Annotated in this window: 18 protein-coding genes and 1 tRNA gene; 9 read left to right on the top strand and 10 right to left on the bottom strand. The window is 35.3% G+C overall.

Annotated elements, in window-relative coordinates; translation table 11 throughout:
* The 4 genes from ABWU23_RS01075 (at nucleotide 1) to dapA (ending at nucleotide 2,483) form a co-directional block, all read left to right on the top strand.
* The gene (locus ABWU23_RS01075; RefSeq protein WP_353270654.1) at nucleotides 1-816 is read left to right on the top strand and encodes a hypothetical protein; all 816 of its coding nucleotides are present in this window, start codon (nucleotides 1-3) and stop codon (nucleotides 814-816) included.
* Between the two features lie 110 nt (nucleotides 817-926).
* Nucleotides 927-1,000, top strand: a tRNA-Arg gene (locus ABWU23_RS01070).
* 67 nt (nucleotides 1,001-1,067) lie between these two features.
* The gene (gene ssb / locus ABWU23_RS01065; protein WP_096616007.1) at nucleotides 1,068-1,541 is read left to right on the top strand and encodes a single-stranded DNA-binding protein; all 474 of its coding nucleotides are present in this window, start codon (nucleotides 1,068-1,070) and stop codon (nucleotides 1,539-1,541) included.
* 9 nt (nucleotides 1,542-1,550) lie between these two features.
* Entirely contained in the window at nucleotides 1,551-2,483 is a 933-nt protein-coding gene (dapA, locus tag ABWU23_RS01060) for a 4-hydroxy-tetrahydrodipicolinate synthase (RefSeq protein WP_253309202.1), read from the top strand.
* Here dapA and ABWU23_RS01055 read toward each other — a convergent pair.
* The 4 genes from ABWU23_RS01055 to ABWU23_RS01040 form a co-directional block, all read right to left on the bottom strand.
* Entirely contained in the window at nucleotides 2,473-3,009 is a 537-nt protein-coding gene (locus ABWU23_RS01055) for a hypothetical protein (RefSeq protein WP_353270653.1), read from the bottom strand. The two genes, dapA and ABWU23_RS01055, sit on opposite strands and share 11 nt — an antisense overlap.
* Before the next feature lie 176 nt (nucleotides 3,010-3,185).
* On the bottom strand, nucleotides 3,186-4,127 hold the full coding sequence (locus ABWU23_RS01050) for an Rpn family recombination-promoting nuclease/putative transposase (RefSeq protein ID WP_309166848.1): 942 nt from the start codon (nucleotides 4,125-4,127) through the stop codon (nucleotides 3,186-3,188).
* 344 nt (nucleotides 4,128-4,471) lie between these two features.
* Nucleotides 4,472-6,469 (bottom strand): NAD-dependent DNA ligase LigA, encoded by a 1,998-nt coding sequence (ligA, locus tag ABWU23_RS01045; RefSeq protein WP_253309199.1) that lies wholly within the window; start codon nucleotides 6,467-6,469, stop codon nucleotides 4,472-4,474.
* Between the two features lie 4 nt (nucleotides 6,470-6,473).
* Nucleotides 6,474-6,620 carry a hypothetical protein gene (locus ABWU23_RS01040; protein WP_264687924.1) on the bottom strand — a complete coding sequence of 49 codons (147 nt, stop codon included), beginning with the start codon at nucleotides 6,618-6,620 and terminating at the stop codon, nucleotides 6,474-6,476.
* A gap of 78 nt (nucleotides 6,621-6,698) precedes the next feature.
* Between ABWU23_RS01040 and gltX the strand changes: the two genes are divergently transcribed.
* Entirely contained in the window at nucleotides 6,699-8,021 is a 1,323-nt protein-coding gene (gene gltX / locus ABWU23_RS01035; protein ID WP_264687925.1) for a glutamate--tRNA ligase, read from the top strand.
* A 163-nt stretch (nucleotides 8,022-8,184) separates the two neighbouring features.
* On the top strand, nucleotides 8,185-9,066 hold the full coding sequence (locus ABWU23_RS01030; RefSeq protein ID WP_353270652.1) for an Rpn family recombination-promoting nuclease/putative transposase: 882 nt from the start codon (nucleotides 8,185-8,187) through the stop codon (nucleotides 9,064-9,066).
* A gap of 9 nt (nucleotides 9,067-9,075) precedes the next feature.
* Here ABWU23_RS01030 and ABWU23_RS01025 read toward each other — a convergent pair whose 3' ends face one another.
* Genes ABWU23_RS01025 through ABWU23_RS01015 form a run of 3 tightly spaced genes read right to left on the bottom strand, consistent with a single transcriptional unit; the run spans nucleotide 9,076 to nucleotide 10,857 of the window.
* Nucleotides 9,076-9,471, bottom strand: coding sequence for a cytochrome c-type biogenesis protein CcmH (locus tag ABWU23_RS01025; RefSeq protein WP_264735675.1), 396 nt, complete (start codon nucleotides 9,469-9,471; stop codon nucleotides 9,076-9,078).
* Nucleotides 9,455-10,495, bottom strand: a complete 1,041-nt coding sequence (locus ABWU23_RS01020; RefSeq protein WP_353270651.1) for a hypothetical protein — start codon at nucleotides 10,493-10,495, stop codon at nucleotides 9,455-9,457. Before ABWU23_RS01020 ends, ABWU23_RS01025 begins: the two co-directional genes overlap by 17 nt.
* A gap of 2 nt (nucleotides 10,496-10,497) precedes the next feature.
* On the bottom strand, nucleotides 10,498-10,857 hold the full coding sequence (locus ABWU23_RS01015; RefSeq protein ID WP_064125547.1) for a ferredoxin family 2Fe-2S iron-sulfur cluster binding protein: 360 nt from the start codon (nucleotides 10,855-10,857) through the stop codon (nucleotides 10,498-10,500).
* 919 nt (nucleotides 10,858-11,776) lie between these two features.
* On the opposite strand from ABWU23_RS01015, the gene murD reads away from it, so the two are divergent.
* The 3 genes from murD to ABWU23_RS01000 all read left to right on the top strand — a co-directional run bounded on the left by murD (nucleotide 11,777) and on the right by ABWU23_RS01000 (nucleotide 15,237).
* A complete protein-coding gene (gene murD, locus ABWU23_RS01010) occupies nucleotides 11,777-13,183 on the top strand; it encodes a UDP-N-acetylmuramoyl-L-alanine--D-glutamate ligase (protein ID WP_353270650.1) in 1,407 nt (468 codons plus the stop codon).
* A gap of 6 nt (nucleotides 13,184-13,189) precedes the next feature.
* Nucleotides 13,190-13,789 carry a COQ9 family protein gene (locus ABWU23_RS01005; RefSeq protein WP_264329272.1) on the top strand — a complete coding sequence of 200 codons (600 nt, stop codon included), beginning with the start codon at nucleotides 13,190-13,192 and terminating at the stop codon, nucleotides 13,787-13,789.
* Nucleotides 13,790-13,878: 89 nt separating this feature from the next.
* Entirely contained in the window at nucleotides 13,879-15,237 is a 1,359-nt protein-coding gene (locus ABWU23_RS01000) for a hypothetical protein (RefSeq protein ID WP_353270649.1), read from the top strand.
* Here the strand turns inward: ABWU23_RS01000 and rsmD are convergent.
* The 3 genes from rsmD to ABWU23_RS00985 all read right to left on the bottom strand — a co-directional run bounded on the left by rsmD (nucleotide 15,234) and on the right by ABWU23_RS00985 (nucleotide 19,893).
* Nucleotides 15,234-15,782: a 16S rRNA (guanine(966)-N(2))-methyltransferase RsmD gene (gene rsmD, locus ABWU23_RS00995; RefSeq protein ID WP_253309159.1), complete on the bottom strand. Its 549-nt coding sequence runs from the start codon at nucleotides 15,780-15,782 to the stop codon at nucleotides 15,234-15,236. The two genes, ABWU23_RS01000 and rsmD, sit on opposite strands and share 4 nt — an antisense overlap.
* A gap of 120 nt (nucleotides 15,783-15,902) precedes the next feature.
* Nucleotides 15,903-16,535 (bottom strand): hypothetical protein, encoded by a 633-nt coding sequence (locus ABWU23_RS00990; RefSeq protein WP_253309160.1) that lies wholly within the window; start codon nucleotides 16,533-16,535, stop codon nucleotides 15,903-15,905.
* Nucleotides 16,519-19,893 (bottom strand): type IV secretion system protein, encoded by a 3,375-nt coding sequence (locus tag ABWU23_RS00985; protein WP_353270648.1) that lies wholly within the window; start codon nucleotides 19,891-19,893, stop codon nucleotides 16,519-16,521. The genes ABWU23_RS00990 and ABWU23_RS00985 overlap by 17 nt, the downstream gene beginning before the upstream one ends.
* Between the last annotated feature and the right edge of the window lie 68 nt (nucleotides 19,894-19,961).

Below are 19,961 nucleotides of genomic sequence, written 5' to 3'. Positions count from 1 at the left end.
ATGAACATAAAGCTGTTTTTTATTTTTATGCTACTCATTTCCAATGTTAATGCATATTGCAGTTGTGAAGATATCATAGAAAGCATAGAAATTTGTAAGGAGTATTCTTGCCGACAATATATTGGCAATGAAGATTTTATTGAGCATAAAATATTAGGATTAAATAGTGGAAATTTATGCGTATATATAGAAAAACAAGGTGATGATGAAATGGTTTGTCATCATTCTCAGTATGGAATGATGATAGAAAAAAGATATTTTGAAAGTATTCTTAAAGTTGGCAATCAAGAAATCGATGATTTTATTGATATAGCAAATTTGCGTGCAAAAGAGTGTTTCTTTATTAACAATCAAAAACTAAGCTATACAGATCGGGACGATATAATAAGAGAAGCAGTGGAAAGTGACTTTGACGTTTTGTCACAATATAGTAACGTAAAAAGCATTTTTTTTGATGAAGAGCCAGTTAATAGAATGGTCAATGAAATGGAAAAGTTCAATTTACGGTCTTCAAGAGCTGCAAAAGAGGAGGTATCAGATAATTTCAACTGTAAGGTAGTGAGTTTAGACTCAATTTTATATCTTTCTTCCGATACATGGAAAATATGGGTAAATGGAAAGCTGTTTATAAATACTAAGGACTTAAAGGTGCACTCAGTCACTGAAAATTGTGTGACTTTTGTATGGGCCGTAGATCAAAAAGCAATAAAAAAGCATGCGAATGATTCTCAAAATGTATATCTTGGACATGGGAGTGTTATGTTTACGCTTTATCCAAAACAAAAATTTGACTTGGATAGCTTATCTATTAAATAATTTAGTATATAGCCAAAGTGACTTAGGTTTACCGACAATTTGAAAAACCGTCATCCCGCTGCTCGTTAGCGGGATCTCAACATAGATACCGCGGGTGGGTAGCTATATATGCGCTTGTAGCTCAGTTGGATAGAGCGTTGCCCTCCGGAGGCAAAGGCCGTGGGTTCGAATCCCTCCAAGCGCACTTTTAATTAAATTTGACAATAGTACTTTCACATAAGATAATAAAGGGATTTATTTAGAGCATAATTATGTCTGGTGGTACCATAAACAAAGTCATATTAGTTGGTAATTTAGGAAAAGATCCTGAAATTAGGACTACACAAAATGGAAAAGAGATGGCAAGTTTTTCAATAGCCACGTCTGAAAGTTGGACTGACAAACTTTCCGGTATGCGCTCTGAAAAGACAGAATGGCATAATATTGTAATTTTTAGTGAAGGATTAGTAAAAATCGTCAAAGATTTTGCACGCAAAGGCAGTAAAGTTTATGTTGAAGGTTCTTTGAGAACTAGAAAATGGACTGACCAAAACGGTAGTGAAAGATACACAACAGAGGTGGTTCTATATAATTTTAATAGCGCTCTTACTCTCTTGGATTCGCGACCAAATTCCGATTACAAGCCAAGTGAATACAAGCAAAATGAAACAGAACAAAAAAATAAGCACGAAAGTTTTGACAACGATATAAAAGATGAACTAATCGACGATGAAATACCATTTTAACAATTTAAATTGAAATTTATATTTTTATGGACTGCTTGTGTTACTCCTTTTAATTGCAATGGGGATGACATAGATTACCGCAGTTTGCAGCGTTTACTTACAATACAAGCTGAAGCTGAAAATGGCGTAGTGTTACTGGGTAGCACAGGTGAAGGCCTATCGCTTACTGATTCTGAAAAGCGTACATTAGTTGAATTTGTATGTAAGCTAAAATTAAATACGAAAATTATAATTGGTGTACCAGGAGTGAATCTATATCAAACTCTTGAATGGCTTGATTTTTGCAAGGGTATGCCTATTCATGGCTATCTAATGACAACTCCCATTTATGCAAAGCCCGGAATTATGGGGCAGACTTTATGGTTTGAAAAGCTGCTTGAGAAAGCACATGTGCCGGCTATGTTTTACAATATTCCATCGAGAGCAGGAGTGAGTCTTCACGCTGAAACTGTACGCAACTTATCCAGCCACGAAAAATTTTGGGCTATCAAAGATTCAAGTGGCACCGTTGATACTTTAGCTCAGTATAAGAAAGTTGCTCCAAATATTGAGGTCTTTTACGGAGATGATAATATGATATCCGATATGGCCGCTTATGGTGCGGCTGGTCTGGTTTCCGTTGCTTCCAATGTTTGGCCACATGTAGCACATGAATATGTTAAGCAATGCCTACTGTCATTCCAGCACGTAACTAGAAAAAAAACAACTCCTCAAATGACAGGAAATGACATGAAAAGTTCAACAGATATCTGGCAACAAGCTTGCAAAGCTCTATTTATTGCCAGCAACCCAATACCCACTAAAGCACTTTTGCATGATATTGGTCTTATAGAACATCAAACTGTCCGCCTACCACTCAGCACAGAAGACTTGCCTTCTGTTGAAAAATTGAGGCAAGCCAATAAAATGATTCTTGGATGGAAAGAACTGACTAATGACTAGGGCTAGGAACACAACCTGCACTAGCACCATTAACTTTCACACCGCTGTCAACCGAGCTACCTGGTGGTGTTGGTGGAGAAGAAGAGCGTTCATTTATTGCACTAAAAAGTGACATAATAACTTTGCATGCTACTGCAGCTAAGACGGCTATAGCTAGGGGCGATTCAAGGCCAAGGGCAGCTAAACCTGCTCCAACTCCAAAAGAAACAACAGCCCCTGCTATAAGAGGTAAAACACACTTACTCAATTTATCAAACAATTCAGCTTTTTCATTTATCTTTTTTTGGTCATATATATTACCGTATATTTTATCGAGAGAGCTTCTATCTATAAGCAATAAAATGCCAACAAGCGTACACGCAACTAGCGGGAGCATAGAGCCAATCATCCCCCCTGCGATCAAAGGCGGTAAACTAGGACAATATTTAAGAGCTGTGATACTAGCTATAAGCCCTACAGACCCTATGGCTATTGCTGCATATGATGCAAACTTTTTTAGGTTTACCGACGATTTGAAAAACGACAAATTCGTCATTCCGCTACTAGTTAGTGGAATCTATGCCGAGATACCGCGAATGAATCGCGGTATGACGTGTTGCTTGGGTCAGCTATAGGACCTGTACCAGCACCATGACCTTACCCAGAAAAAATGGAGAGAAAGAAAGGAGTTTTTTTGTGGTAATCCAATCAATCCGTAACCGTTCACAAATTTCCACTTAATTCTTCAATCTCACTAATAGAAAGGCCAGTAAACTTGACAATAGTGTTGACATCAACATTATTAGCCAGCATTGCTTTTGCGACTTCAATTTTCCCTTCAATTTTCCCTTCAATTTTCCCTTCAATTTTCCCTTCAATTTTCCCTTCAATTTTTCCTTTCTCTATACCTTTTTGTATACCTTTCTCTTCAGCAAGATCAAGTCTGTATTCAAGAATGGCTTCTTCTTTCCGTAGATCCATTATTCTTTCTTCGTAAGCTACTAAATCTTTTTCGTTCCAACGAAACTTGTCTAATTCATCATATGCTAGCTTTATTATTGGCGCTTTTTCTGCAATTTTCTTTAGATCTTCATCTGTCGTTTCTTCAGCATATTTAAAGAAAAATAGCCAACGATCTACTATGCTTTCTAGCTGTTCTACTTTGCTTTTTGTAAATTTAGGTAACTCAATAAAGACAAATTGAAAATCTTTTAAGTAATGGCCGTTGGTTTTTATATCACGTATATTATGAGTAGAGATATAACCAACTTCTTCAGGAAGTAAGTTACAATTGGAAATAGCAATAAAGAAGACTTTCTTTAAATCAATGTAGTTGCCAGATTTATCTAATTGTCTTGAGTAGGCTTTAGCGGCATATAATTGAGCGCGTTTTTCGAAGCCCTTGTCTCTAGCGAGCTGCATTTCTGCTATATATCTATTTCCATGAGAATCCTTGCAGAGAACATCAACAATACTTTGTTTATCAGAGGCAACTTCGGGATCCATAATAGTGCTAAGAAACTCAACTTCTTGTATTGCATTTATCTCAGTAAACCCTAAAATATCGTTCAAAAAGTGGATCAGGATATTCTTATTTTTTTCCGTTCCAAAGATTTTTTTGAAACACAAATCATTGCGAGGATCGAGAAATTTTGAAAGAGCCATGGCAAAAATGCTTGAAAATATTAATAATTATACACTATTATTAACAATTATTCAACCATATTTTTGAAGATAGCTATAGCTAAAGTGACTTAGGTTTACCGATAATTTGAAAAACAAAAATTCGTCATTCCGCTACTTGTTAGCGGAATCTATGCTGAGATACTGCGAATAAATCGCGGTATGACGTGTTGCTTGGGTCAGCTATAGGACCTGTACCAGCACCATGACCTTACCCAGAAAAAATGGAGAGAAAGAAAGGAGTTTTTTTGTGGTAATCCAATCAATCCAATTAACAGCTTGCTCATTATAGTCTTGCAACTTTGATTTAATATACAATCCAAATGTTATTTGAACACTCCCAAACTTATCACTTTATGCCACTGGTCTTCATCTAAAATTTCTACACCTAATTCCACTGCCTTTTTATATTTGGATCCTGGTTTTTCTCCTGCAATTAGGTAGTCAGTTTTAGCAGAAAGATGTGAGCTGACCTTTGCTCCTAGAGTTTTGGCTCTTACTTTTGCCTCTCCTCTACTCATAGCAAGTAGCTTACCAGTAAACACTATAATTTTATTATTTAAAACAGAGTCACTAGAGTTGGAGTTCACAGGAAGAATTTGAAGACAAGCAGTAAGATCATTTAACATTTTGATGTTATGTTCCTTAGAAAAAAATGATTCCAAAGATTCAGCCCCTTTTTTTCCTATGCCGTCTATACCGACTAGCTCAGTATTATCTGATGACAGTTCAATCATCGAATTATACCAATTATCATAAGAAACATAATAATCTGCAAGCAATTCTGCTGCAACTTGGCCAATAAATCTAATACCTAAAGAAAATATAAACCTATCTAGAGTTATTACCCTTCTGCTTTGTATAGAATTTAACAAATTAGCTATAGATTTCTCGCCCCAGCCAGACTGTCCTTCCAGATTAAATTCATCCAATTTTTCTTCTAAAGTAAAAATATCATGGATTTGTTTTATCAGATCAAGGTCGTAAAAAAACTCTATCTGCTTATCACCAAGGCCAACAATGTCAAATGCATCTTTCGATACAAAATGCTTTAGTTTTTCTATTATTTGAGCTTTACAGGCAAATTCCTCAGGACATCTTACTGCCGCCTCTCCCTCAACCTGACGTACTTTACTACCACATTCAGGGCATACTCCAGGAAACACAAATTCAGGTGTATTTGGAAGACGAGAATCTCTGCTTACTTCAACGATCTGGGGAATTACATCTCCTGCCCTTTTGATTGTTACAATATCTCCCTCTCTTATGTCTTTACGTTTTATCTCATCTTGGTTATGCAGACTTGCTCTACTAACTAGCACCCCACCAATATTGACTGGCACTAAATCTGCAACTGGAGTTAAAACCCCTGTTCTGCCCACCTGTATAAATATCTTATTTAACTTTGTTTTTGCATAAACCGCAGAAAACTTGTATGCAAGTGCTGAGCGCGGTGCTTTGTGAGTATTCCCTAGACGATTTTGTAGTACCAAATCATTTACTTTATAGACTATTCCATCAATATCATAATCCAAGTTATAGCGACAATTATAGACCTCGTTATAGAACTTCAGCATTCCATCCAAACTACTCGTTAAGGACTGATGCTCATTTACGCAAAAACCAAGTGCCTCAAGCTTATTTAGTATTTCACTTTGACTTTTCTCTGCTCCACCAATCAAAGAATAAGCAAAATATCTAAGTGGTCTACTTGCTGTAATGTTTGCATCCAATTGCTTTAGAGAACCAGCAGCTGCATTTCGAGGATTGGCAAATTCATCGTTTTCATTTAACTTTAAAAAGTCGCTGTTACTGATGTATATTTCACCTCTTACTTCTAGTCTTCCTTGCACGCCTTGCAAAAACTTAGGAAAGCCTTTTATTGTTGCAACATTGTGAGTGACATCTTCCCCTAAAAAACCGTCACCTCGAGTTGCAGCTTTAACAAATCTCCCATCCTCATAAATTGCAGAAAACGACAACCCATCAATTTTTGGCTCACATAATATCTCTATTTTGTCCTCAATTAAAAACCTCTTTATTTTAGACAAAAATTTCTCTACATCTTGTTCATCATAAGCATTCTCAAGAGAAAGCATAGGTTCTTGATGTTCCACCTTAGAAAACCTCTCATCAGGTGGAGCACCAACACTATCTTGTGTTGCATAAATTTCTGGAAATTGTGCCTCTATTTCAGCTAACTTTTTCTTCAGTTCATCATATTCAGCATCACTTATTTCTGGCTTATTTTTTTGGTGATACAAAACATTATGATAATTTATTTGATCTTGCAGTTTTTCTCTCATCTTTTCTAAGTTAGTCATGATATCAATATGATGCTACATTAGCCTTTGTCGTCAAGTTGTGAATTTTCTTGAATTTATCATATGGTCTTAATCCATCAAATATCAAAGGTGCCACAATGCTATAGCCATACTTATTCTTCTCTTGCTCAATTGTATTAGCAGATCTCACTTGCTTTAGCCGTATATTTATATAAAATTAAAATAAATTAGAGTAAATAAGTTATTATTTTACAATATTGCTATTTAAATGCTAACAAGATTCGCTCCAAGCCCAACTGGCTATCTCCACGTAGGAAACGTACGGACTGCTTTGGTTTGTTGGATGTACACACGTAATCAAAATGGAAAATTTCTACTCCGTTTTGATGATACTGACCTTCAGCGTTCAGATGTCAAATATATAAATAATATCATAGAAGACCTAAAATGGATTGGCATAGATTGGGATGCAAGTTTTAAGCAATCAGAGCGCTTTGAGCGTTACAATGAGGTGTTTTTGCAGTTAATAAAAGAAGGGCATGTTTATGCATGCTATGAAACAAGAGAAGAGTTAGACATTAAACGAAAATTGCAGTTAAAACAAGGACTTCCCCCGGTATATGACAGAAGCGCGTTACTTCTAACTGAGCAAGAGAAAATTCATTATGAGCAAGAAGGAAGAAGACCACATTTCAGGTTTAAATTGGATAGAAATGAAGTTGTTAAATGGAATGATGAAGTTAAAGGTGAAATAAATATTGCAACAAGTCACATCAGCGATCCTGTGGTAAAAAGAGAAGATGGAATTTATACATACATGCTACCTTCTGTTATTGATGACGTTGACTTTAATGTAACCCATGTTGTACGTGGGGAAGATCATGTAACTAATACCGCAGTTCAGATCCAAATGATTAAAGCATTAAAAGCGAAAATTCCTATATTTGCTCACCTTTCTCTACTACATTTTGATGATAGCAAGATATCGAAACGGAAAGGCGGGCTGGATATCAAGTCCATAAGAGAAGATGAGACTGAACCAATGGCGCTAGTTAGTTATTTAGTGAAGCTCGGAACATCCAATCCAATTGAAGCTTGCGCCTGTATGCAATCTTTGATTGACTCATTTGACATTAAAAAATTTAGCTCAGCATCTGTACAATTCAGCTTGAGTGAAGTATACAAGCTAAATAGCAAAGTGCTGCAACAAATGTCATTTGAAATTGTACAAGAACGTTTAAATCAAATTGGAGTGGGCTCCTCAGAGTTTTGGTATTTTATAAGGAACAATATAGAAAGGTTTTCTGAGGTGGCCAAGTGGTGGAAAATATGCAAATCTGATATAGAGCCTGTGATTCTTGATAAGGAGCTTATAAAAATTGCGTTCAATGCATTGCCTCAAGGCGATTGTAACGAAAACACATTATCAGAGTGGGTAAAAGCTATTCGACAGACAGTGGATATAAAGGCAAAAGACTTATTTATGCAGCTGCGTTCAGCTTTAACAGGAACAGAAACAGGACCAGAGCTCGCTAAATTATTAATTTTTATCGGCAAAGAAAATATCATTGCAAGGTTAAAAAAAAAGTGAAAATCAAAAAATTATATAGTAACCAGACTGCATTCTGTGAAAAACACGATCTTTCATTTGAGCTTTCTTCAATTTAAAGTAAATACAGAAACTAGCTATCTTCAAAAATATAGTTGAATAATTGTTAATAATAGTGTATAATTATTAATATTTTCCAAGCATTATGGCTCTTTCAAAATTTCTCGATCCTCGCAATGATTTGTGTTTCAAAAAAATCTTTGGAACGGAAAAAAATAAGAATATCCTTATTCACTTTTTGAACGATATTTTAGGATTTGCTGAGGCAAGTGCAATACAAGAAGTAGAATTCTTAAGTACTATCATGGATCCCAAAATTGCCTCTGATAAACAAAGTATTGTTGATGTTCTCTGCAAGGATTCTATTGGTAATAGGTTTGTGATTGAGATGCAACTGGCTCGTGATAAAGGTTTTGAGAAACGCGCTCAACTATATGTTGCTAAGGCTTACTCAAGACAATTAGATAAATCTGGCAACTACATTGATTTAAAGAAAGTCTTCTTTATTGCTATTTCCAATTGTAACTTACTTCCTGAAGAAGTTGGTTATATCTCTACTCATAATATACGTGATATAAAAACCAACGGCCATTACTTAAAAGATTTTCAATTTGTCTTTATTGAGTTACCTAAATTTACAAAAAGCAAAGTAGAACAGCTAGAAAGCATAGTAGATCGTTGGCTATTTTTCTTTAAATATGCTGAAGAAACGACAGATGAAGATCTAAAGAAAATTGCAGAAAAGGCACCAATAATAAAGCTAGCATATGATGAGTTAGATAAGTTTCGTTGGAACGAAAAAGATTTAGTAGCTTACGAAGAAAGAATAATGGATCTACGCAAAGAAGAAGCCATTCTTGAATACAGACTTGATCTTGCTGAAGAGAAAGGTATAGAAAAAGGTATAGAGAAAGGAAAAATTGAAGTCGCAAAAGCAATGCTGGCTAATAATGTTGATGTCAACACTATTGTCAAGTTTACTGGCCTTTCTATTAGTGAGATTGAAGAATTAAGTGGAAATCTGTGAACGGTTACATTACATAAAAGGTTTAAATATACTGGACATACTGATATACTTTCGTATTAAAAAACACCCAATAAGCAGAGTTGTGAGTGGAATAAACCACAAAATGTAAGTGCTAGGTGGGGTAGTTATAATTGAATTGCCGTAAGAATTTTTTAACTCTGAGATTATCTCTTCATCTGTGTATCCATCATTGATTTTTTTACGAATTGCTTCTCGCATATCATACGCAATCTGAGATCCAGATTCAGACAATGATTCGCCAGAACATATTGGACACCTTATTATTTCAAATAAACTGGTTGCTCGTTTTTCCATGCTTTTATCTCTGAGTTTATTATCCAGAGTAAAAGCGTTTACGCCTGAGTGAAATATCAATATGAAAAGTAAACTAACTACTGCTCTCATCCTTGGTTAATTGGGTTATTTTACTGAGTTGGTTCATAAAATCAGTGGTGGATAACTTTCCAATAAAGCTTGACCCTACATCATCATCGTACTTTATTGAAAATTGAACGCTGTCATCAGTTGTTTTTTCTGATAAGGAAGACATTAATTTTTCAAACGCATCTGAAGTTTTTGAGTCACCAATCATAAACGAGATTAATTCTTTATAATTTGATATAGCCACGTTGATTTTGTCTTTAAATGAAGACGTAACCAAATTATAATTTTGCATTCCACCATCTGCAGCAAGAGAAAAATTATTACTTTGAATTAAAAATTTCTCTATGTTGAAATTAACTCTGGAAGCTGAGATGTGGTTTACAAATTCGTAATCAAATTTAGTGTCGATACTAAGGTAACTTTCAGGACTTGCAGTATTTTTATACCGATAAGTATAAAAATCAAATCCTAGTTTAGTATTTCCACTTGGTTCTTTATCGAGGTGAAATTGAATGTAATTGCTTTTATCATTCACTTCAGTTATAACACTTTGCTGATTTTCTGAAACATCACATTTTAATCCATAATCTGCGTAACGAAGTGTATCTATATAGTCTACCACGGTACTATTTCTGTTGAATCGCAATGAAGATGGTAAATCATTTAGTCTAACAACAAAGTGGCTGCTATCGTTTGTGTGGCATTTTATATTCTTTTTCTCATCACCATGAACAACAATGTTGACTTCATTGCTTGGTATGTAGATATATACTGATTTATCAAACAATCTATTTTTTATCAATAAAGCATCAGATGAGATGGTTAATTGCTTATTGGAAAATTTTGGGTTTGTCACACGGAAAATTAGGTTAGAAGGAAGTCCACTGAAATCATGTGAAATATCAAACTTTTCGTCGTTAATGTATAGTATTGCTTCAGCTAAAAGATTTTTTACCTTACATGCAGAAAAATACCAAAAACCACCATACGCTACAGGAATAAACAAAAGTAAAGAGATGATAATATAGATAAAAATCTTACGCATAGCTAATTATTCCCCTGTTTATCCAATGATATATTTCTTGTACCCCTTGGTATGGTTACACACAAACCGTCGATATCTTTTGTGATTTTTATTTGGCACCCAAGTCTTGATGTCTCTGTTAAGCCGAAGGCTAGATCTAACATATCGTTTTCCTCATCAGATATGGGATTATGCGTTTCTACAGCATCATAAAATTCTGGATCAACAATCACGTGGCATGTAGAACAAGCAAGAGAGCCTTCACATGCACCTTCAAGCAGATCTGGATCACTTCTGTGGGCTAAATTAAGCAGAGTTTCTCCCTCTGCAGCTTCATAGCTTTTCTTACTCCCATCAGGTAAAACAAAAGTAACAGATGGCATATTATTCCTATTAAAATCCTTACTAATTTCTCTGTATTCTACAGGTAATAACTAATATTTGCAAACTCTTTGCAATTCCAGTGCCTATTTTTTGTCATCCAAGTACCCCTTTCTTGTCATTCAAGTAGCTGACTACTTGGATCCAGATTGGATACTGAGTTGGTGAGTATAAAAGTATAGCTTCTACGTCATACCGCCACGAACCGTCATACCGTGATTTATTCACGGTATCTCATCCGCTAACACGCAGCAGGATGACGAGGTTATCGTCATGCCGCCGCGAACCGTCATACCGCCGCAGACCGTCATACCGACGCGGTATCTCTAGATCCCGCTAACAAGTAGCGGGATGACGAATTACTTAACCGTCATACCGTGATTTATTCACGGTATCTCACATAGATCCCGCTAACAAGCAGCGGGATGACGAGGTTATCGTCATGTCACCACGAACCGTCATACCGCCGCAGACCGTCATACCGCCGCGGTATCTCCAGATCCCGCTAACACGTAGCGGGATGACGGTTGTCGTTTAGCTATAAATATTTAAGAAATTTACCAAACGAAAAAAAGGCAAAAGAAGCCCCGAGTAGCGAGTTTTGACTCTATATTACTGTAAGTGGCGCTGTAATAATGTGCTGACGCTTAGTTTAAGCGCGATTTGGCTGAATGTAGAAAAAATTTAAAAGACATGCAGCCGCTATAATTTTATGTAATCCGCCAATAAATACCTGAGTTTTTTTACTGAATTTTGTTGTTGAGCCCGCGCGGATCAAAAACAAGTTTTGAGTCATAAATACCCTTAATACTACAATAAGGGGGCTGGCGGAGTTTGTCAAGGAAGTTTTTTCGTTTCTACTGAATGACAGTTGTGACCTATGCAAGAAGTCTGTTGTAGTTTGTACGATATCTTTATAAAATGGTTCGCATAAGTTATCTAGCAGTGCAACTAAACAAATACAAAAATCAAAACGTCGCGGTTTTTGGTCTTGGTAAAACTGGTTTATCCGCCATTAACGCTCTAATAAAGAGTGGTGCAAGAATATATGCATGGGATGATCATGAAGAGCAAATATCAAATGCAAAAATGATGTATAAAAAATGTAATTTTATTCATCCCAAGGAATACAATTGGCATGAGATCAGTGCATTGATTTTAAGCCCTGGAGTGCCAACAGAGCCACATTGGATAGTAAAACTTGCAAGGAGATTTGATTGCAAAATAAAATCAGACATTGAGCTATTTCTTGAAGCTAAAACTACTAACCAGAAGGTAATAGGCATCACAGGAACAAATGGTAAATCAACCACTACATCACTAATAGGGCACATATTAAAATCTGCAGGGAAAAAAGTAGCTATTGGTGGAAATTTAGGCGTTCCTGTTTTGGATCTGGAAAGAGATGCAGAAATTTATGTAATTGAATTTTCCTCTTTTCAATTGGAGTTGATGAATGAAATTAACGTGGACATTTCAGCACTGCTCAATATTACACCAGATCACATAGATAGGCATGGAAGTATGGAGAACTACATAGCAACTAAATTAAAACTGATAAACGGTAGTGAGGTTGCCGTAATAGGATGTGACAATGAGATTACTGCTGACATATTCAACAAATTCACTGGAAACAAAATTCCAATCTCAGCTTCGATGTCATCCTCTTTGTCATTCCAGCCACTTCTTTTGTCATCCCAGTGCTTGACTACTCGGATCCAGAAGATCTCGTTAAAACTAGAGAGTCATAGCTTATCAGTAAGCGACGTGAAAATAAACCTAATATCCAACGCAGAAAACATAGCAGCCGCATATGCCGTATGTAAGCTACTTGGAGTAGATAGCAACACTATTATCAATGGAATCAAGTCCTTTTCAGGACTGAGGCATAGGAATGAACTGCTTGGCAAAATAAGAAATGTGTTTTTCGTGAACGATAGCAAAGCAACTAATGCAAAGTCGAGCGAAAAGGCGATCTTATCTTATGAAAACATAAATTGGATCGTTGGTGGAAGAAGCAAAAAAGGTGGAATAGAATCATTAAGCAAGCATTTCACGAGGATTAGAAAAGCTTTTCTTATTGGAGAATCAACCGAAGCCTTTGCAAACACTATGGAGAATAAAGTAGATTATGTTAGATGTTGCAATCTAGAAGATGCATTCAGATTGGCTTTTGAAGAGGCCTTAAATAGCGCAGAAGAAGTAACTATATTACTTTCTCCCGCGTGTGCTTCTTTTGATCAATGGAAAAATTTCGAGGAACGTGGTGAAGCATTTTGTAGAATGTTTGAAAATCTCAGGTACAATCACACATGCTGTTTAGTATAATGTTGCGTGGAACAAGATGAAATAAAGTTAATAATAGATAAGCTAATTAGGGTTATTCCATTTGAAGGGATAAGCGATGAAACCCTATTAAAAATTTGCACAGACCTTAATCTAGCTAATAGCTTTTGCAAATTTCAGAATGGAATATATAGCGCTTTGGAGCACATAGCAGAGGACTTAAATAGCTCAATGGAAGCTGAACTAAGAAATTCCAATTTAGAAGATATGAAAGTGCGAGAGCGGGTAAAATTAGCTATTCAAATACGCCTTTCAAACTACGCTAAGCTACCGAATTATAGAGAACTTTTAAAAAATGTTTTATCATTCTCCGTATCACCAAAAAATACATATTTTTCTAGTAAACTTTTATACAGAACTATTAGCGCGATTTGGTATGGCATTCATGACCAATCAACAGATTTTAACTACTATACAAAAAGAGCAATATTAGCTGGAGTGTACTTAAGTACGATACTTTTTTTTATCAATGATTATTCAGAAGATTTTGCGGATACTTTATCGTTTCTTGATAACCGTATCAACAATGTCATGACATTTCAAAAATTCAAAACTCGCTTAAAAGGAATCATAGGAAATTTCTTATAAGCTTTTCATCATACTGGTTATTCATATTTATATTCTCTTGTTTTTTTTGATCTTTATGTTAAAATAACTAAATATTCATTAACGATAAAATGAAAGTTATTTATCATACCAATAGTGATATCAAGCCAGAAAAAAATACAAAACACGTGATAAACTTTTTTGGAGTACTTGGGTGTATTAAGGTTAATGCTCGTGGTAAAAATCCACTTAAGGGACAAGAAAGTAAGTTAGTTAAGCATTATTTTGACTATCCCTATTTCTCTAGAATTGTTAATCCAAGATTCTTTCAAGAAGAATTAAATGCTGAAGAAAAAAAATTCAATAGGAGAATAATCTCACTATGGTTATGTTCTGCTATATTGTCCACTGCTTCTATTGTGTCGTTATACTTGGCATACCAGAATCAAAAATCAAAAAAGGTACTTACAGGGTTAGCTTTTGCATCAGTAGTGCTATCAATTTTGGCTACCATATGTTTTATCGTACTTTGCCTATGGATGCTTTTTGACTTTATTAAGAAGAGATTTGTAGTACACAGAATTGAAAGCTTTTTAGAAAATGAAGTCAGCCCTGAGTGGATAAAGCGTTATAAAAAAGAACTTATAGATAAAGATTCGAAAAGAGATGCAGAAGCTTGTGATCAAGAGTTGGAAAAAGATATAGAGGATATTATAGAGTTCCTCTTGGAAAGAAAGAAAATTGTAGCGCTATATGAATTTCTAACAAACGGTGAAAAGTTAGTTCAAGCTGGAATGGCAATGGTAAACATGTTACTTGTAAAAGGTGTGCATCCAAACAATATAATTTTGGATACTAACTCTCTTGGAGGAGGAATTGCAGCAGAAGTTTTAAAAAGATTTGAAAAACAAGGTATCTATTTAACATTAATTCATAGTAATTCTTATAGCTTACTTAAGGATGCAACTAATAACTTTCCTCATGGGATAGGGAATTTTTTCATGAGACGGCTTCCTGCAAAATTCTTGAATTTTTGGTTTAATCGTTGCGGATTGGAATTTAATTCACGAGAGATTATAGAGAATACAAAATGCCCTGTATTAATTGCTGGCAGGAAAGGCGATACTGTAATTCCACAGGAAGCACAACTCGTTGGTAAACTTCCAGATTCATCCACATCTGACACATCTGAATGGTTTAGATGGAATATAGTACTTGAACACGATCCTCAAAACACGGAGTGTAAGAGCAAAAATATTCATGCTGATCATAAAGAACATTTAGTTTATCGTGAGGATAATGATGATATAACAAAATACACCAGTTACGAAGAAAAAGAAAATAAATTTATTGAAAAAGCACATAAGTATTTGTTGAAAGGTAAATTTAATAGAAATTTTAAGCTAAAAGACTACTGTAAAAGTAGTATCTTTGGAAGCTTGACGGAAATAGAACTGAAACCCATCAATGAAAAGCATATACAAGTTTAAGTTAATAGAGAAAGAAAAATTATTCTTGCTATACCGTAGGTACGTTCCAAGATTATACTGAAGTTTTTATTGCACTCAAAACCTTCGTTTTTCCTAATCTCTAGAATTATCAATGCATCATCACTTAACCAGCCTGAGTGAGCTAGTCCATTCAACGTTGATTCAACTAGATTGCTATTGTAAGGTGGGTCTATAAAAACTACATCGCACTTTGAAATAGGTTGTGGCAATTTGTTAGCACTGCAACAAATTAGCGTGACATTGTTCGTAATTCCAAAATCTTCTGCTGTTTTTTTAGGCAGTTGCAAATTGTAATAATCTGAATCCACCATGAATGCATGTTTAGCGCCGCGAGAAAGTGCTTCAAATGAAAAAGAGCCACTTCCGCAGAATAAATCAAGTACATTCAAGTTATAAATAGGTTTTCTTGAGGAAAGTATACTAAATATTGCTTCTCGGACAACACTCATAGTTGGTCGTGCAGCTAAATGCTTACCTGTAGTTATTTTTCTTCCGCGATATTTGCCTGCAATGATGCGTAGCATACTAAATAAGCTCCAAAATAACTAATTATTTAATACTATATGATTAATGTCAATATGGCTTTAGCAGTTTAATAGAGAGAAGCTATCGAGTCGCTTGTAAGAAAAACACAAACACAAAACTCATCCGTTATTTTTTTCTGATTTGCCTACTGCATTAATTGCTTGACCAATCTCATCTTGTAAACCACCATAATCATTTCTTTCATCATGATTTATCCCTTCAATTCTGCTTTCTAACTCCAGCTTAATTATAGTATTAATTTTATCTATGTTATCGAGAAAGCTTTTACATTCTTCATCACTATACTCTTCGCCAGATGCTTTTTTTTCAACAAATAGGTTTTTAAATCCTACTAAATTGGAATTCTGATCGGTATTCAGTACAACATTTCTCTCTACGAAGCTAAGATCTGATAGTAATAAACTAACCTCTAATAGATCTTCACTTTTAATGTTTGCAAGATTATCAAGATTGTCTAAAATATTAAACACCTTAAGCCTTTCTTGTGCAATCTCTTTGTCTTCCTTATCAAATTCAGACAATAAACTATGATTATCTACAAATTTCTCACTCAAAGCTTTATTTAATTTAGTGAGGTCGATATTGTTGTCTAGTGTGTTGTCTAATAGTAGATCTACTCTTGCCCTACGCGCATTTAAAATGTCATCGTAGTCATTTAACTTTATATTACCATCACCGTCTTGCTGCAGACCATAATAATTTAATCCTTTAAAGTTATGATTCTTCGTCATTATCACCCCTGTTATCAGCCCTTTCATTATTCTCACGTTCTGTATCTTCTCCAAAAAGTAATGAGGTGTCGTAATTTTCGCCTTCTTGATCTCTTTCTTTTTTTCTTCTAGCTCTTTCAGCACGTTTTTCTATATCTTCCGGAGTATTAGTGTATTTTTCTGTGCCTAACTCTCGTGCTAATTCATTTGATTGATCAGACTTATTTTCCTTTAGTGGTTGATCAAGCTTGTCTTTTTCTGGTTCTCTCTTACGTCCGATAGTGTAATCATGAAGTTTTTCTAAGAAATCTCGCCTATGCGATTTTGCTCTACAGAGCAGATTACCTTGGTAACCATCTTTTTCTCCTGTACGGTGGCTAACTCCTATAGAATCAAGGCCATGCTCCCAAGTAAACTTCATAGCATCTTCTATTGTATAGCCCAAATGTGACCCTACATATCCTTTATAATAATCTAAATATTTACCAATCCTTCTATGTGTAATATCTTCTTTATCAACTCCAAATGCCCTGTAAATTTTTTCCTCAAGCTTATCAATGTCATTTTCAGGCGATGTCACAAATTTTGTTGCTTCAATAGTAGCATTTACAAGTTTACGTGGCGCATCAATAGCATGTTTCAGTACACCTCCAACTCTTGGTATCCTACCCAGTAGATTAGCTGTACCTCCGGCTAATCTGTCTGGTAAATGAGTAGCCCAACTGCCTAAAGACTCTAGTTTTCCACCAGCAAAATCTTGCCACTTCTGCTTTAATCCTTCTGCTACACCAGCTAAAGGTGACGCATGATACATGCTAGATATGCTGTAAACGCTGTATCCACCACCGGCAATACTTGAGCCCATTTGTTGCACAAACTCACGTAAGGAGAACATTAAGAATGAGAGCAAGAATAATACAAAGATTTCCCCCGCATTGATTAAATAGCCCCTCTGTATGTCTTGCACCCTTTGGTAATCGCTATTTTCTTGATAATTTTTGCAATCCTCACAATCTTTACATTTCTGACAGTATTCACTGTTGGGATCCCTATATAATTTGTGCAAATCCTGTAATTGGCAATGTGGCTCTCGTCTAATAACATCCTGCACCAAAGACTTTATCTCTCTTTTAAGATCTGGTCTTATGGTACCTTTTCTGTAGTCATCCACTATTTTCCTATAATTTTTACATTTTTCTTCATCTTGCTGAGGTTGACAGTAAAGCTCTGTTATTTTACTATTCATACCACCTATCTTTTTGTCTATATTGTTGATCAGTAATATAATGTTAGCCCTCTCTGATGCATGAGATAAACTATTTGTTAAGCGTACTAGATCCTTTGCACTACAGTTATTATCCACTACTATATCACTTCCCGCAATATAGTGGTCTGCTGGATTCCTTTTAGTACCAGGAATTGGATTAAAGAAAGGATAATCTATATAACGAAAACCTTTTTCAATGTAATCCGGTGGAAGCAGGATATATCCAGCGCCTCCAGTAAATTTTATTGTACCACCTTCTCTGCTTATCTTTTCTATACCTTCTATGTTCTTATCTACGTTCAGCGGAGAAGCTTCTCCAAGAGTGTAAGGTACGAAAATTTGCCCTGGGGTCCAACCAAAGTACTGCTTATCAACGATACAAAAACCGCCAAACACCCATTTTGGAGCACATAACCTTACCTCAAACCATTTATTGTAGCATACAGTAAAACCTAACTGCCTATAAAAGGTATTCATTATAATGGAAGCCAGTAATGACAAGAGAGCAAATATCATAATCGACTGTAAACAAAAGCTGATGCAGAATTTTATCCAACCTTCAAACAGACTTTTCAGCGGTGAAAATAAAATAGAGATCAGGAACAATGGCATGATAGCTATAAGAAAAGCTATACCCATAAAACCAGAGAGAAATATTATGTAAGCATATAAGCACAGCAAGAAATATAAAACTATCCCTATGAAAATTGCTGGTATCATAAGTAAGCTTGCCCACATTTGGTAATGTAAAAACGCTGCAAACTTTTTCCAAACAGAATAAGCAAAAAACTTATTGAACATGTCCTCCATGAACTTAAACAACTTAGCTTCATCTCCTTGAGCAATACTTCCGGTGTTCATGTTGGGAGCAAAATTAGTAATTATACTTATCAGTTGTTCAAGACCTTTAACGTATAGAACGAGAAAATGATCATAGAAAAATCTAAAACTTCCAGGAGATATAAGCACTATTACTAGAGTGATTTTCATCATTCTGATGAGCATATCATGCTTAGTTTCTCGTATCATGCCAAAAAGATAAAGAAGCGATGAAATCATTACAAATAGAACAAGCAAGGAAAGAACAAAATTGTGAAAACTTGAACCTTTTTTAACTATATTCTCAAACATAGTTTGCGCAGCCGCACACTCACTACCTTTACAATCTTTATTAGGTGAGATCAATAAAGTGTCTTTTAGATAATGATAAACTTCATTGAAAAATCCAAAGGTACCTGGTTTTTGTACTCCATGCAAAAACTCAAAAGAGTAGCCACCTACATTATCTAAGTAATATCTATCTAATATTTTTACATATATTTTCCATCCCTTTTCTAACTTCAACTCATTACAATTTCTGTCCTTTAATTCAGTGCTATCTCTGTCCAAAGTAAAAAGTCCATTGGCGCCCTCTGCTGTGGAGTTATAACCTAGATGTACAGTAGGATATTGAGGATCGCGCATTAACTTTAGATTTTCGTTAGGATCATCTTTCCCCGTTTGAAACAAAAGATAAGCACCATGACCATTGGTAAACCAGCATGGAGCACCACGTGATACTGTATTTGCGCTATCATCTTCATTAATGCACTTGCAATTTACAGTGCAACTTGCATTAGGCTTACTTGAAAATTTTTGTATGCTAGGTTTATAATCATTACAAACTAAGTGAAAGTCAGGTAGACTATTATCACCTGACTTGCCTTCAAATTTAGTTGCATATTTTAACTGCTCCAAGCTTTGTAAGGTATAACTGCCTTTTTTAGATTCCTTCTTGTTATTATTGCTCCAAGATGTCCATGCACCATTAACTCGCACTCTTAAACTATCTCCATTGGTTTCGAGTCCGGTATCCTCCCACTTCACCACTTGGTTATGGTGAAAACCATAATTAATTTCGCCAGTTTCAGGATCAATAACTTCTCCATCTTCTGGAATAAACGCATCGTGATCGTTTGTAAAATGAGCGCTTACTGCAATAGGTTCAGGACCAAAATAATCGGCAGATATGCACCTTGGGAAAGGCATATCGTTCTTACTACAACCTGTAATCAGCACATAAGCTGCAAGAAGTAATACCCTAAACCAACATTTGCCTAAGCGTGATTGCATATCTAAACTTTTTCCAAATATAGAAATAAATTTCTAAAACTTTACTTAAAATATCTTTTTAATTAGTT

Source organism: Wolbachia endosymbiont (group A) of Hedychridium roseum (assembly GCF_964028325.1).
Taxonomy (GTDB): domain Bacteria; phylum Pseudomonadota; class Alphaproteobacteria; order Rickettsiales; family Anaplasmataceae; genus Wolbachia.
Note: the sequence above shows the minus strand (reverse complement) of the source record. Positions and strands in the feature narration are given on the sequence as shown.